Annotated in this window: 11 protein-coding genes and 1 pseudogene; 7 read left to right on the top strand and 5 right to left on the bottom strand. The window is 64.3% G+C overall.

What is annotated here, in order from left to right:
- Positions 1–123 precede the first annotated feature (123 nt).
- The 6 genes and pseudogenes from L0U84_RS39695 to aroE all read left to right on the top strand — a co-directional run bounded on the left by L0U84_RS39695 (position 124) and on the right by aroE (position 7,739).
- On the top strand, positions 124–1,374 hold the full coding sequence (locus tag L0U84_RS39695; RefSeq protein ID WP_233859113.1) for an ROK family transcriptional regulator: 1,251 nt from the start codon (positions 124–126) through the stop codon (positions 1,372–1,374).
- Positions 1,361–2,914, top strand: a complete 1,554-nt coding sequence (locus tag L0U84_RS39690; protein ID WP_233859112.1) for a sugar ABC transporter ATP-binding protein — start codon at positions 1,361–1,363, stop codon at positions 2,912–2,914. Before L0U84_RS39695 ends, L0U84_RS39690 begins: the two co-directional genes overlap by 14 nt.
- A 129-nt stretch (positions 2,915–3,043) precedes the next feature.
- Positions 3,044–4,003 (top strand): annotated as a pseudogene (locus tag L0U84_RS39685) (ABC transporter permease subunit); the annotation flags it as partial.
- Between the two features lie 116 nt (positions 4,004–4,119).
- Positions 4,120–5,073: an ABC transporter substrate-binding protein gene (locus L0U84_RS39680; protein WP_233859109.1), complete on the top strand. Its 954-nt coding sequence runs from the start codon at positions 4,120–4,122 to the stop codon at positions 5,071–5,073.
- Positions 5,074–5,210: 137 nt separating this feature from the next.
- Positions 5,211–6,848: an NADP-dependent glyceraldehyde-3-phosphate dehydrogenase gene (locus tag L0U84_RS39675; RefSeq protein ID WP_233859108.1), complete on the top strand. Its 1,638-nt coding sequence runs from the start codon at positions 5,211–5,213 to the stop codon at positions 6,846–6,848.
- A gap of 42 nt (positions 6,849–6,890) precedes the next feature.
- Positions 6,891–7,739: a shikimate dehydrogenase gene (gene aroE / locus L0U84_RS39670; protein ID WP_233859106.1), complete on the top strand. Its 849-nt coding sequence runs from the start codon at positions 6,891–6,893 to the stop codon at positions 7,737–7,739.
- Between the two features lie 75 nt (positions 7,740–7,814).
- Here aroE and L0U84_RS39665 read toward each other — a convergent pair whose 3' ends face one another.
- The 3 genes from L0U84_RS39665 to L0U84_RS39655 all read right to left on the bottom strand — a co-directional run bounded on the left by L0U84_RS39665 (position 7,815) and on the right by L0U84_RS39655 (position 12,524).
- Positions 7,815–9,176 (bottom strand): sigma-54-dependent transcriptional regulator, encoded by a 1,362-nt coding sequence (locus tag L0U84_RS39665; RefSeq protein ID WP_233859104.1) that lies wholly within the window; start codon positions 9,174–9,176, stop codon positions 7,815–7,817.
- Positions 9,166–11,049, bottom strand: a complete 1,884-nt coding sequence (locus tag L0U84_RS39660) for a sensor histidine kinase (protein WP_233859098.1) — start codon at positions 11,047–11,049, stop codon at positions 9,166–9,168. Before L0U84_RS39660 ends, L0U84_RS39665 begins: the two co-directional genes overlap by 11 nt.
- Before the next feature lie 101 nt (positions 11,050–11,150).
- A complete protein-coding gene (locus L0U84_RS39655; RefSeq protein WP_442794110.1) occupies positions 11,151–12,524 on the bottom strand; it encodes a 2-hydroxycarboxylate transporter family protein in 1,374 nt (457 codons plus the stop codon).
- A 371-nt stretch (positions 12,525–12,895) separates the two neighbouring features.
- Here L0U84_RS39655 and L0U84_RS39650 point away from each other — a divergent pair, with 371 nt between their 5' ends.
- Positions 12,896–13,195 carry a hypothetical protein gene (locus L0U84_RS39650; protein ID WP_233859092.1) on the top strand — a complete coding sequence of 100 codons (300 nt, stop codon included), beginning with the start codon at positions 12,896–12,898 and terminating at the stop codon, positions 13,193–13,195.
- Between the two features lie 111 nt (positions 13,196–13,306).
- Here L0U84_RS39650 and L0U84_RS39645 read toward each other — a convergent pair whose 3' ends face one another.
- Together L0U84_RS39645 and L0U84_RS39640 are read right to left on the bottom strand one after the other, a co-directional pair.
- On the bottom strand, positions 13,307–13,648 hold the full coding sequence (locus L0U84_RS39645) for a type II toxin-antitoxin system RelE/ParE family toxin (RefSeq protein WP_233859090.1): 342 nt from the start codon (positions 13,646–13,648) through the stop codon (positions 13,307–13,309).
- A complete protein-coding gene (locus L0U84_RS39640) occupies positions 13,648–13,932 on the bottom strand; it encodes a type II toxin-antitoxin system Phd/YefM family antitoxin (RefSeq protein WP_233859088.1) in 285 nt (94 codons plus the stop codon). The genes L0U84_RS39645 and L0U84_RS39640 overlap by 1 nt, the downstream gene beginning before the upstream one ends.
- Positions 13,933–14,074: the final 142 nt, after the last annotated feature.

The following is a 14,074-nucleotide window of genomic DNA, read 5'->3' as shown; positions in this document are numbered from 1 at the left end:
CGCCCAATAACCGGGATTTCCCCAGGCTGACACAGGTCATTTTCCAGCATTAAATAAATCATCTTGATTTAATTAATGCGCCAGCGAGCCGACCCGGGCTGCCGGCATAACCGGAGGAGACACGTGAGAAGTCCGCATGTGGGCCAGGGCAGCAACTCGGCCAATGTCCGCCGCTTCAACGAGCGCCTGCTGCTGCAGGCGCTGCGGCGCGCCGGCGAGGCGTCGAAGGCCGATCTCGCCCGCCTTGCCAATCTCACCAGCACGGCCGTGGGCAGCATCATCACGTCGCTGACGGAAAGTGGCCTGATCGAGATGACCGGGCGGCGTCTGGAAGGCGGACGCGGACAGCCCGCCTCGCTGCTGCGTCTTTCGCCGCGTGGCGCGTTCGCGATTGGCGTGCGCCTCGACCGGACCAATATCGAAACCGTGCTGGTGGACTTCGCGGGCCACATGATCGAGCGCCGCTCGCACGACATGCTGCTGCCGCAGCCTGCCGTGGCGCAGGAAATCGTCCAGCAGGATATTCGCGAACTTTCTGGATTGCTGAGCAAAACCGAGCGCAGCCGTCTCGCGGGTATCGGCGTCGCACAACCGTACAACCTCGACAGCTGGCTAAGCGAGCTGGGCCTGCCGGCCGACACGTTTCGCGCGTGGAGCGACGTCGATTTCGGCGACGAACTGAGCCGCGCGCTCGGACTGCCCGTGTTCAGCGAGAACGACGGCAACGCCGCCGCAATCGCCGAAATTTTCTATGGCTGCGGGCGCCAGCGCGACGACTTCCTTTATCTCTTTCTCGGCGCGGCGATCGGCGGCGGCATCGCCATCGACGGCGACTGCGTGCGCGGCCTCACCGGCAACGCGGCCGACTTCGCGATGATGCCGGTACCGCCGAGCGTGCTGGCCTCGGCGCACAAGCCGTCGGCCAGGTGGGACATCCTGCTTTCGCGCGCCTCGCTGATCGCGCTGCGCCGACATCTTCAGTACCACGGCGAGAAGGCCGATAACCGCGCGGACATCGAAGCGTGCATCGCGCGCCGCCATCCGGCGGTCGACGAATGGCTCGACGACTGTATCGACGCGCTCGCGCCCGCGCTGCGCTCCTCGCTGTGCGTGCTCGACGTACCGGCCGTGGTGCTCGACGCCGACGTGGACGCGGGCCTCATCGGCACGCTCATGCAGCGCCTGCACGTGGCCGTTGCGGCCACCGCACCCGAGGCACGCGGCACCCCCACCCTCGTGCGCGGCACCTTCGGGCCCGATGCGGGCGCGCTTGGCGCCGCCACGCTTCCCATGTTTTTCAACTTTTCGCCACGTGCAGGCATCCTGGTGGGCGCCGGCGCACAAACGCAGGAGGTGAGCCATGTCGCGCTCTGAGTCGACGCCCCCGTTGCTGGAAATGCGGGGCATCAGCAAGACGTTCCCCGGTGTACGCGCACTCGACAAGGTGCGCCTGTCGGTCTGGCCCGGCGAGGTGCACTCGCTGATGGGCGAGAACGGCGCGGGCAAATCCACGCTCATGAAGATTCTGTCGGGCGCCTATCAGGCCGATCCCGGCGGTGAGATTCTCATCGACGGCAAGACGGTCGTGATCGACGGGCCGCTCGCCGCGCGCGAGCTAGGCGTGGCCGTCATCTACCAGGAGCTGAGCCTCGCGCCGAATCTATCGGTCGCCGAAAACATTCACGCGGGGCGCGAACTGCGCAAGGGCGGCGGCCGCTTCGGCATGGTCGACCGCGCCGCCATGGAGCGCGGCTGCGAAGACGTGCTCAAGCGTCTGGGCGCCAGCTTCGGGCCGACGACGCTGGTGGGCTCGCTGTCGATCGCCGAGCGCCAACTGGTAGAGATCGCACGCGCCGTGCACAGCGACGCACGCATCATCGTGATGGACGAACCCACCACGCCGCTCTCCTCGCGCGAGACCGAGCGCCTCTTCAAGCTGATCCGCCAGCTGCGCGAGGAAGGGCTCGCGATCATCTACATCAGCCACCGCATGGCCGAGATCTACGAGCTCTCCGACCGCGTTTCGGTACTGCGCGACGGCACCTACGTGGGTACGCTGATGCGCGACGAGCTCAGCGCCGAAAGCCTCGTGAGCATGATGGTGGGCCGCGATATTTCGGGCTTCTACAAGAAGCAGCACGCGCCCTACGACCCGGGCAAGGTGGTGCTCACCGTGCGCGACGTGGCCGACGGCAACCGCGTGCGCGGCTGCAGCCTCGACCTGCATTCGGGCGAAGTGCTCGGCATCGCGGGCCTGGTGGGCGCGGGCCGCACCGAACTCGCGCGCCTCATCTTCGGCGCCGAGCAGCGCGCGCGCGGCGAGATCGCCATCGACGGCCGCACGCTGCACGTACACGGACCGCGCGATGCCATCGACGCCGGCCTCGTCTATCTGACCGAAGACCGCAAACATCAGGGTCTGTTTCTCGACATGAGCGTGCGCGACAACATCAACGTCGCGGTGGCAGGACGCGACGCGCGCTTTGGTGTGCTCGACCTCGCACGCGGCTCGTCGCGCGCGAAGGACTCGATCAGCTCGCTGTCGATTCGTGTGCCGAGCCCCCGCGTGAACGTGGGCGCGCTGTCGGGCGGCAATCAGCAGAAGGTGTTGCTCTCACGTCTGCTGGAGACGAAGCCGCGCGTGCTGATTCTCGACGAACCGACCCGCGGCGTGGACATCGGCGCGAAGTCGGAGATCTACCGCATCATCAACGACCTCGCCAAAACCGGCGTGGGCATCATCGTGATTTCGAGCGAACTGCCCGAGGTCATTGGCGTGGCCGACCGCGTGCTCGTCATGCGCGAAGGCCTTTTCGCCGGAGAACTGGGCGGCTACACCGGCAAGCCCATCACCCAGGAAGCCATCATCGAACTCGCCACCGGCTCGCAAGCCGCGCTGGACGAGGCCGCCTGATTCTGTCGCATCCGTCGAAGAGATATTGAGGAGCACTACATCATGAAGAGCATTCTTCCCCGCCATGGCGCCGCGCCGTCGTCCGTCAATCCCGCACAACCCGTCCAGGCCACGCGTCCCAGCACGGCCGTCGACGGTCATCGCGCCCGCATGAAGTCCCTGATGCGCACGGCGGGCATGCTGCCCGTGCTGGTACTGCTGTGCATCGGCTTCGGATTGCTCAACGGCGGCTTCTTCACGCTCGAGAACCTGTCGATCGTCACGCAGCAGGCGTCCATCAACATCGTGCTCGCCGCCGGCATGACCTTCGTGATTCTGACGGGCGGCATCGACCTTTCGGTCGGCTCGATCCTCGCCGCATCGGCGGTCGTGGCCATGCTCTGCTCGACGATCCCCGGCTGGGGCTGGCTGGGTATTCCCGCCGCGCTCGCCGTGGGCATCGGCTTCGGCGTCGTCAACGGTGCGCTGATCTCGCTGCTGCGCCTGCCGCCCTTCATCGTCACGCTCGGCTCGCTCACGGCGGTGCGCGGCATCGCTCGCCTGATCGGCCACGACACCACCATCTTCAATCCGCAACTGTCGTTCGCCTTCATCGGTAACGGCACGGTGTTCGGTGTGCCCTGGCTCGTGATCATCGCGCTCGTGGTGGTGGGCGTCTCGTGGTTTGTGCTGCGTCGCACGGTGCTCGGCCTGCACATCTACTCCGTGGGCGGCAACCCCGAAGCGGCACGCCTGTCGGGCATCAAGGTCTGGGGCATCGAGATGTTCGTCTACGCGGTCTCGGGCCTGCTCGCCGGCCTCGGCGCGGTGATGTCGGCCGCCCGTCTGTACGCCGCGAACGGCCTGCAACTCGGCCAGTCGTACGAACTCGACGCGATCGCCGCGGTGATCCTGGGCGGCACGAGTTTCGTGGGCGGCGTCGGCTCGATCGTCGGCACGCTGATCGGCGCGCTGATCATCGCGGTGCTGTCGAACGGTCTGGTTCTGTTGGGCGTCTCCGACATCTGGCAATACATCATCAAGGGCCTCGTGATCGTGGGCGCCGTGGCGCTCGACCGCTATCGCCAGCGCGGCTCGGCGCGTACCTGAAGCGCCCTGCCGGCTAACGTTCCAAACCTCGAACTTCATACCCGAAAAGCGCGCACAGGCGGTCCTCCTGCACCCGCGCATTACACACATCAACTGGACCTTCTGGAGACATAGTCATGTTCAAGCAAACGACCGCCATCGCTATTCGCGCCGCTGCCGCCCTGGCACTCGGCTTTGCGCTGCAAGGCGCGCACGCCGCCGACAAGCAACTGAAGTCGATCGGCGTCACCGTAGGCTCGCTGGGCAATCCCTACTTCGTGACCATCGTTCAGGGCGCGGAAGCGAAGGCGAAGCAGATCAACCCGAATGCGAAAGTGACCGCCGTGTCCGCCGACTACGACCTGAACAAGCAGTTCACGCAGATCGACAACTTCATCTCGGCCCACGTCGACATGATCCTGCTCAATGCCTCGGATCCGAAGGCGATCGAGCCCGCCGTGCGCAAGGCCCGCGCGGCCGGCATCGTGGTGGTGGCGGTGGACGTGGCCGCGGCGGGCGCCAACGCCACCGTGCAGACCGACAACGTGAAGGCCGGCGAGATCTCGTGCGAGTATCTGGTGAAAAAGATAAATGGCAAGGGTAACGTGATCATCGAGAACGGACCGCAGGTCTCGGCCGTGATCGACCGCGTGACCGGCTGCAAGCAGGTGCTCGCGAAATCGCCGGGCGTCAAGGTCCTCTCCGACGACCAGGACGGCAAAGGTTCGCGCGAAGGCGGCATGAACACGATGCAGGGCTATCTGACGCGCTTCCCGCAACTCGCCGGCGTGTTCACCATCAACGATCCGCAGGCCGTGGGCAGCGATCTCGCCGCCAAGCAGCTGCATCGCAACAACATCGTGATCACGTCGGTGGACGGTGCACCCGATATCGAAGCGGCGCTGAAGACCGATACGCTGGTGCAGGCTTCCGCGAGCCAGGATCCGTGGAAGATGGCGCAAACTGCCGTGCAGACGGGCTACGACATCATGAACGGCAAGAATCCCGCCAATCCGATGATCCAGATGACGCCCCAGCTCATCACGCGCGATAACGTCAGCGGCTACAAGGGCTGGTCGTCGCAGCACTGAGCGGCTTTGAATGGCGTTGGACGGATGGATGCGCTGCACGCGCACCCATCTGTCCATTCGCGCGGTTTGTTCGACATTTTCTTCACCCCATTTGCACCCGAGCCTCAATGAACGTTCCCACCGCCTTCGGAGCTCTGATGACGACCGATCACAATGCGCGACTCGCTCAGCATTTCCCCACGCTCGACGAAATTCCGTCGGAACAACGGCTTGCCGCCCCCGTCCATCAGCGCGGCTTCCTGATTGGCGGGCAGATACTGACATGGGACGGCCCGTGCAAAACCGTGCTGTCACCGGTCTGCACACGCGACCCCGCCACCGGCGCAGTCGCCCAGGTCGAGATCGGCAGTTACCCGTTGATGGGCGAGGCGCAAAGCGATGCCGCGCTGGATGCCGCGGTCGCGGCCTACGACAACGGCCGCGGCCAATGGCCGACGATGACGGTCGCTGCCCGTATCGCCTGCATGCAGGCGTTCGTGAAAGGCATGGTCGAGCGCCGCCAGACGGTCGTCAACATGCTCATGTGGGAAATCGGCAAGAGCCTCGCCGACTCGCGCAAGGAGTTCGATCGCACCATCGAGTACATTCAGGCCACCATCGAGGCCCTGAAGGACGTGGAAAACGATCATTCGCGATTCATGGTCGTCGAGGGGACCATCGGCCAGGTCCGCCGCACGCCGCTAGGCGTGGTGCTGTGCATGGGGCCGTACAACTACCCGCTCAACGAGACGTTCTGCACGCTGATCCCGGCGTTGCTGATGGGCAATACGGTGGTCTTGAAGCCGCCTCAATACGGCACCCTTCTGTTCGAGCCGCTGCTCGAAGTCTTTCGCGATGCGTTTCCAGCCGGCGTGGTCAACACCATCTACGCACCGGGTCAGTTGGTCGTGCCACGCATGCTGGCCTCGGGCAAGATCAACGTGCTGGCATTGATTGGCTCGAGCCGCGTGGCGGACCACCTGAAAAAGCAGCACCCCAAATCGCACCGACTGCGCGCAGTGCTGGGCCTCGACGCGAAGAACGCGGCCATCGTGCTGCCCGACGCCGACCTGGATCTCGCAGTCAGGGAATGCCTGCTCGGCGCACTGTCATTCAACGGACAGCGCTGCACCGCCCTCAAGATGCTGATCGTGCACAGCAGTGTCGTCGATGCGTTTCTCGAACGCTTCACCGCTGAATTGGCGCGCCTCAAGATGGGCATGCCATGGGAAGCCGGCGTGCACATCACGCCCTTGCCAGGGCCGCACCGGACTGCCTACATGACAGAGGCGATCGAAGACGCCGTGGCAAAGGGCGCGCGCGTCGTCAACGAAGGGGGCGGCGCGTTTTGCAGCACGCTGTTCAACCCGGCAGTCGTCTATCCCGTGCGCGAAGGTATGAAGCTGTACCGGGAGGAGCAGTTCGGTCCGGTCGTCCCGGTGACGAACTTCGATTCGGTCGAGGAGGCGCTCGACTACGTGATCACGTCGGACCACGGTCAACAGGTGAGCATTTTCGGGACCGACACCGCGCAGATCGGTGCGCTGGTGGATCCGCTGGTCAACCAGGTCTGCCGCGTGAATATCAACTGCCAGTGTCAGCGCGGGCCGGATGTGTTCCCCTTCGCAGGGCGCAAGGATTCGGCGGAAGGCACGCTCTCCGTCAGCGACGCGCTGCGCGCGTTCTCGATTCGCTCGATGATCGCGGCCAAACTGACCGAGCCGAACAAGGTGCTGCTCAATACGATCGTGCGTGAGCATCAATCGAAGTTCATCAACACCGACTTCATCTTTTGAGCGGTGCAAGCATCTTTCATGGTTCACGCGAGGCTAACCACGATGACTCACGACTTCCTTCATCCGTTGACCGGCTCGTTCGCGATGCCGGCCGCGGAAAACCCCACCGTCGTCATGATCGAGGCGGCATATCGTCAGTTGGGTCTGAACTGGCGCTATCTGAACTGCGAGGTTCACCCGGATCGTCTGGGTGACGCCGTTCGAGGTGCACGCGCAATGGGTTGGCGCGGCTTCAATTGCTCGATCCCGCATAAGGTCGCGGTCATCGATCACCTCGACGAACTGGGCGAGTCGGCCCGGATCATCGGAGCCGTCAACACCGTGGTGTGCCGCGGCGACACGCTGATCGGCGAAAACACCGACGGCAAGGGATTCGTGACGGCACTGAACCAGGTCATCGACCCTGCCGGCAAGTCGGTTCTGATCTTCGGAGCGGGCGGCGCGGCACGTGCGGTCGCCGTCGAGTTGGCTCTCGCCGGCGTTTCTCGAATCCGCATCGTCAATCGTGGACGCGAGCGCGGCGAAGCGCTCGCCGGGATCCTGCAGCGCCAGACCCAGGCCGATGCAGCCTACGTACCGTGGCCCGAAAAGTTTCGAATTCCGGCCGACACCGACATCGTGATCAATGCGACGTCAGTGGGCCTGTATCCGAACGTCGATCAAACACTCGACATCGATCCCGATTCGCTGCGAGCCGACATGGTGGTCGCGGACGGGATCCACAATCCGCCTCTCACGCATCTTCTACGGTCGGCCAAGGCCCGCGGCTGCCGCGTCGTGGACGGGCAAGGCATGCTCGTCAACCAGGGCGTGATCGGAATCCGGTATTGGACCGGACTCGACGCGGATCCGCAGGTCATGCGCCAGGCACTCCTCGATCTCGAGCTCTGAATCATCTGCCCGGTCATTCGCTAGCGGACATCCTGATGGCCTCGGCTAAAGCGCGTCAAACCGCCGGTGGCGCGCTCACGCGTCCTTATCCTCGCCTTGTGAATCCCTGTCCGCGATCTTCAATTGACGCAGCTTGTGATAAAGCGTCTTCCTCGGCATCCCGAGTTCGCCGCTGGCGTCAGCCACGTTGCCGTGATGGCGCCGCAGCGCCTCTTCGATCAACAGCCGCTCGAAGTAGGCAAGCTGCTCTGCAAGCGTCCCGGCTCCCGTTACGCCGGTGCCCTCGGACAGCAGACTATCGCCGGTCAACCCGAGCACGAAGCGGTCCGCGACGTTCTGCAGCTCGCGCACATTGCCGGGCCACGAGTGCGTCATCAGATCGGACATCTGCGCAGCGGTGACATAGGGAGCCGGTGTGCCGAAGCGGCGCGCGGCCGCGAGCACGAAGTGCTCGAACAGCAGCGGCACGTCCTCACGCCGCTCGCGCAGCGGCGGCAGTTCGATCTGCGCGACGTTCAGCCGGTACAGCAGGTCCGAGCGAAATTGGCCGCCAGCCGCGAGCTCGGTCAGATCAGCCTTCGACGCGGCGACGATCCGGCAATCGACCGGTATCAGCTCGTTCGCGCCCAGCCGTTCGAGCACGCGCTCCTGCAGCACGCGCAGCATCTTGATCTGCAACGGCATCGACATCGTCTCGATCTCATCGAGGAAGAGCGTGCCGCCGTTCGCCCATTCGATCTTGCCCACGCGCTTCTTGATCGCGCCCGTGAAGGCACCCGCCTCGTGGCCGAACAGCTCGCTCTCGAACACCTGCTCCGGCAGGCCACCACAGTTCAGCGCGACGAAATGGGCGTCGCGGCGGGCGCTGAAATCGTGCAGGCTGCGCGCGATCAGTTCCTTGCCCGTGCCGGTTTCGCCGCTGATGAGCACCGACACCGACGTATCGGCGAGACGCAGAATCTTCCTGCGGACTTCCGCCATCGCCGGCGACTTGCCGAGCACCAGCGCCTCGATCCCCTGCCAGTTGCGCAGCGACGCGCGCAGCCCTTCGACCTCGAGCGTGAGCCGGCGTTTTTCGACCGCGCGGGCCACGCGGCCCGCGATCACGTCCGACGAGAACGGCTTCTCGATGAAATCGTATGCGCCGACATGCATCGCGCCGACCGCGGTCGAGATGTCCGCATGTCCGCTGATCAGCAGAACGGGAATCTGCGCGTCGATCGCCATCACGCGGTCGAGCAACTGCAACCCGTCGATGCCGGGCATCCGCACGTCCGACACGATCACGATCGGCGCGCCGGGGGCGACCTCGACGAGCGCGTCGGCCGCCGACGCGTACGCGCTCACCGCAAAGCCGGCAAGCGCAACGGCCTGCTCGACGCCGAGCCGGACGTTTTCATCGTCCTCGACGACCAACACCCGGATTTCACCTTCCATGCTCTGCCCTTTGCGGCTCGGCCGCCATGAATTCGATCGTGAAGCGCGCCCCGCCGTCGTCGCAATTCGCCGCGCTGATCCTGGCCCCGAACCCTTCGACGATGCGCGACGTGATCGCGAGCCCGAGCCCGAGGCCTTGCCCGCGCGGCTTCGTCGTGACGAACGGCTCGAACAGATGCGTGAGCACCTCAGGTGCAATGCCCGGGCCGCTATCGGTCATCGAGAAGCGCACGCGGCCGTGGGGATCGGGCCCGGCCGCCTCCATCGTAACGACCCGCGTGCTCGCGTCGCGAACGGCGTCGAGCGCGTTGCCAAGCAGATTGACGATTACCTGCTGCAGCTGGCTCGATTCCGCGTAGACGGTGGTGGCGGAGGGAATGCGCACATCGAGCCGAACCGCATTGTCGCGGATGCGCGACTCGTAGATGAGCCGCGCGTGCGCAACCGCCTCGACAAGCGACACCGCGACCCGCTCCACCTCCGGCTTGCGCGCGAACGCTTTCAGCTCGCCGGTCAACACCGCCATGCTGTCGACGAGACGGCCCACGCGTTCGAGATTGGAGACCGCCTGCGCGCTCTGATCGCGCTCGAGGAACGTGCGGGCGTTATCGCAAAGCGTACGGATCGCGACGAGCGGTTGATTCAGCTCGTGCGTGAGGCCAGCCGCCATCTGCCCGATCACCGCGAGCTTGCCGGCATGCACGACTTCCTGCTGCGTTGCGCGCAGGCGCTGCTCGGTGCGCTCGCGCTCGGCGATCTCCCGCTGCATCCGTTCGTTCGCCTCCGTCAGCGCCGCGGTCCGTTGCACGACGGTCGTTTCAAGCTGGTCGTTGGCGCGGCGCAGCGCCTGCTGCGCGTTGAGCTTCTCCGCGATCGTCCTGCGGCGCTGCAGCGCGTATAACGCATAGAGCACGGCGATCAGGAAGCCTCCCGTGACGAACGCGAACGCGATACGCTGCTGCCGCCGCGCGCCGACGGTGTCGAGCAGCACCATGATCGTGTCATGTCCCTGCGGGGCCGGACGCGCCATCACGAGATAGCGGGCGGTGCGGCCCGCACGACGCAAGTCCGGGAAGGTGCCGAACCACGCGGTCTCATTCCATTCGCCTACGCGCCGAAAAGGCAATGCCTCGACGACACGGCCCGCGTATTGCCGCGACGCCTGGATGTCGCGCTGCTGCCCGGCGGTCATCGCGCGCATGGCGGTGAATTTCCATGCGGGCTCGGTCGAGATCACGATCACCCCGTTGCCGTCGACGACGATCGCCGCTTCGCCCGGCGCGCGCCATGCGGACTCGAGCGCGTCGACGCTGACCTTGACGGCCGCGACGCCGATCACCTTGTCGCCTGCCGTGTCGCCCTGATGCACCGCGTTCGCGAAATACAGCCCAGGAACGCCGGTGTTCGTACCGATCCCGAAGAAGCGGCCCCGGCCCTGCGCGAGCGCGTCCTGGAAGTACGGGCGGTACGACACGTTGGTGCCGACAAAACTAACCGGCTGGTTCCAGTTGCTTGCGGCTATCACGGAGCCGTCAGCGTTGATCACGTCGACAGCGCCGCTGCCGACGTCCCGATTGACCGCTTCGAGATACGCGTTGACCGCGTGCGTCAAACGAGCCGCCCCTTCAGGCGATGCACCCAGCAATGCGCGCACGCTGTCCTGCCTCGCTACCAGCGCGGGCACCGTCTCGAAACGTCCCAGTTCGCTCTTCAGACTCGCAGAGTAGAGATCGAGCCGATGTGTGCCGACCTCGGCGAGCGCATCGATCGCGCGGTCCCACGCGAACTCGACGGCCACGACGGCCGCCGCGACGTACAGCCCGGCGGCCGCCGCCCATCCCCACCATGCGATTCCCTTATAGCGCTTTTGCACGATTTCTCTCGTCGATGGGCCGCCGTCGAGCGGCGGTATGCGCTCATGCTCCGCGCCGGATCCGCCGGCGCCGCCCTCGCGAGAATCTGCGTAAGCGCGCCTCACCCGCCGAAATGCGCAACCAGGATCAGGGTCACGGTGACGACGATCGCGCCGCCGATGCGTGTGGCGATTTGCGCGAACGGCATCAGCTGCATACGGTTCGCCGCGGTGAGGATCGCGACGTCGCCGGTGCCTCCCTGGCCGCTGTGGCACGCGTTCACGATTGCGGTGTCGATAGGGTACATCTTCATCAGGCGGCCGACCAGGAAGCCGGTGCCCATCAGCGTCATGACGGTTGCCGCGATCGTCACGACATTGACGAGCGTGAACGCGGCCATCAACTTGTCCCACGGCGTCATCGCGACGCCGATGGCGAACAGCAGCGGATAGGTGACCGCAGTCGAGAAGAACTTGTAGACGACGAACGCGCCTTCCTGCAGCGGCGGCGAAACGGCGCGCGCGAGCTTCACGAGCACGGCGAGGAACAACATCGCGACGGGAGCCGGCAGGCCGATCAGCTTGTTCGCCATCAGACCGATCAGGTACAGCGTGATCGCGGTGATGCCGGCTGCGGCGATGTGGCTGACGTCGACATTGCCGCGAATTTCCTCGTTCGACGCGCTCAACTCCCCGGCCTCACCGACTTGCAAGCGGCCATTGCCGGTGAGATGCGGGTAACGCTTGCCCAGCATGTCGAGCGCGCCCGAGAGAATGATCGCGATCAGGCTGCCGAGCATCACGGGCGGCAACACCTGCGCAAACAGGTCGCCCTGCGCGACGTGCATGATTTCTGAATAGCCGACAGACAGCGGGATCGCACCTTCGCCGACACCACCGGCCATGATCGGCACGACGATGTAAAGCAGCGTGTGCTTTGCGCCGAGGCCGAGCGCCGTACCCACCGCCGTGCCGACGATGGTCGCGGCGACGGTGCCAGCCGCGAGCGGAATGAAGATCTTCAGGAAGCCCTGGATCAGCACGCGCCGGTCCATGCTCAGAATGCTGCCGACGATGATCGACGCGATGAACAGGTAGAGGAAGTTCGTCTGTTTCGTGAACTCGACCGTCAGGTGCAGCACCGGTTTGGGCAGCACGTGGTAGTACGTGAGCGCCGACGGCACGAAGGTCGCGAGAATCGCGGCCGCGCCGATGTTGCGCAACAGCGGCAAGCGCTTGCCGAGCTCGGCGCACGTGAAGCCGAAAAACGCGAGTACGGCGATCGCCATCGAGATTTCGCCGGGCACCTTGCCCGTCACGGCAAAGCCCGTGATCAGCGCGAACAGGATGACGTAGATCGGCAGCGGAATGATGCCGATGCGGATTTCCATCAGCTTCCACCAGCCTTCCGGCCAGAAGCGGGTTCGGGTTGCGGACTGTTGCTCGGGGATCGCCTCGGACGATGCGGATGCGGATGCGGATGCGCTGTGCTGCACGGGATGTCTCCTTCGTTTTTGCGGCCGGATTGCGTTGAGTCGCCGGTGCTGTTTCTAAAAATGAGGCGACAGACTCGCGGCCGCCGGGCGTCTATAAAGCATCACCCGTGCCAACGAGGCTCCACGGCAAGGAGTCTACTCAATTCATTGATTTAAAAGCACTTTCTGGCTGGCGGCTTGGGTAAACCCAGTTCGTCGCTCTGAGAATTCAGAATCGGCGCCTCCGGCAGGCTGAAATCTCGGCCTGTGGATTGCCAGGCGGCCGAGACCGCCTTCGTGCTCGAGCGACGAGCAAAAGATTTTTTCGAGTTTTCGCTGGCACGACACTCTTCGTTGGTCGAAGATGAATTGCCTCACTCGAGGAGAGAGCCATGAAAATCGAGCAGCTGGGATCCGCGCTAGGTTGCGCCGCCGCACTGTGGAGCACGTGTAGTCTGGCCGCGTTGCCAGATTCTGCCTACGAAACCCGGGTCCAATTATCGAGCGGAAAGAACCTGCTATGCAGCGTGAACCAACCTCCGCCGGCCGGTGAAAAGGCGGTGCTCACGCGTCGCGAACAGGTCGAAGCGGATGTTCTTGCCACGCAGCGCTTGCGGCTGGTGAGCGGTCCGTTCTCACCGTACCCGTCTGATTACACTGCGCCGAGCGTTGCATGCGTCAGCGTGGAGTGAAGGAGTGAGGCCCCGAACGAAGGGCCGCATAGGGTGGTGAATTTCGGGCCGTTGTAGCTGGGTGCGAACTGAAGGCAACGACAAGCGGGCGGTCGTTCTGCAGTCCAGCCTCTACCGGCTTGAACGCAGTAGCCGTTGCTGTAGAAGCGTTCGAAGATCGCGCCGCGAATCGGTGACGACGTGAATGTAAATCGCGCCGTCGCGCATCTCGTAGATAACGCGGTTCTGCCCACTTAACGCTTCCCGGAAGCTGAGGCCGCCGAAGTCTGCAAGCTCCGCCGGAACGCTACCGCTCTGCGGGAACTGCCTGATATTTTCAAACGTGACGACCAGTTGTGCGGCCGTTTGCTTCCATGTTTCGGCACCGAACCTTCTGAGGATGTAGCGACGCAGATCCTTCGTATCTTCTTGTGCCTCGTCGAGAATTAGCAGCTTTAACTTGGTCTGCGCCATCAGCCGATTTGCTCGCGCCGGTCAAGATCGTCGAGTTCGGAGAGAAACTCTTCGGCACCCTTGAACTTTCCCTGCTCGATGTCCTGATGGCCCAAAGCAAGAATTTTGAGCAGCGCTAGCGTCTGCTGCGTATCTTCAAAGCTTTGCACGTCCTGAACCACGAGTTTTGCTTCGCCATTCTGGGTGATGAGCAGCGGTTCGCCAGAAGCCGTTAGATCTTTGACGATCTGTGCTGCGTCGCTTTTCAGGTAGCTGATTGGTTTTACGTGGTCTGCAAGCCTCATGTTCGATCCTTTTCACGTCACTGATCAGACCAAATATAGACCAAATTCAGGCCGACGAACAGCCCTCAAATCGGAACAGAGCGCGCCTTACTGTTACCGGCGAACGCGAGCCGCCACCCGCGCCGTGGGCGTTTGGTCCGCG

The sequence above is a fragment of the Paraburkholderia sp. HD33-4 genome (assembly GCF_021390635.1).
Classification (GTDB): domain Bacteria; phylum Pseudomonadota; class Gammaproteobacteria; order Burkholderiales; family Burkholderiaceae; genus Paraburkholderia.
The sequence above is the reverse complement of the archived record's forward strand: the minus strand, read 5'-3'. Positions and strand labels throughout refer to the sequence as shown.

What these genes read in the sequence shown, in the direction of transcription:
- L0U84_RS39690 (WP_233859112.1), top strand. Translation starts at nt 1,361, where the DNA reads ATGTCGCGCTCTGAGTCGACGCCCCCGTTGCTGGAAATGCGGGGCATC.
- L0U84_RS39680 (WP_233859109.1), top strand. Translation starts at nt 4,120, where the DNA reads ATGTTCAAGCAAACGACCGCCATCGCTATTCGCGCCGCTGCCGCCCTG.
- L0U84_RS39675 (WP_233859108.1), top strand. Translation starts at nt 5,211, where the DNA reads ATGACGACCGATCACAATGCGCGACTCGCTCAGCATTTCCCCACGCTC.
- aroE (WP_233859106.1), top strand. Translation starts at nt 6,891, where the DNA reads ATGACTCACGACTTCCTTCATCCGTTGACCGGCTCGTTCGCGATGCCG.
- L0U84_RS39665 (WP_233859104.1), bottom strand. Translation starts at nt 9,176, where the DNA reads ATGGAAGGTGAAATCCGGGTGTTGGTCGTCGAGGACGATGAAAACGTC.
- L0U84_RS39650 (WP_233859092.1), top strand. Translation starts at nt 12,896, where the DNA reads ATGAAAATCGAGCAGCTGGGATCCGCGCTAGGTTGCGCCGCCGCACTG.
- L0U84_RS39645 (WP_233859090.1), bottom strand. Translation starts at nt 13,648, where the DNA reads ATGGCGCAGACCAAGTTAAAGCTGCTAATTCTCGACGAGGCACAAGAA.
- L0U84_RS39640 (WP_233859088.1), bottom strand. Translation starts at nt 13,932, where the DNA reads ATGAGGCTTGCAGACCACGTAAAACCAATCAGCTACCTGAAAAGCGAC.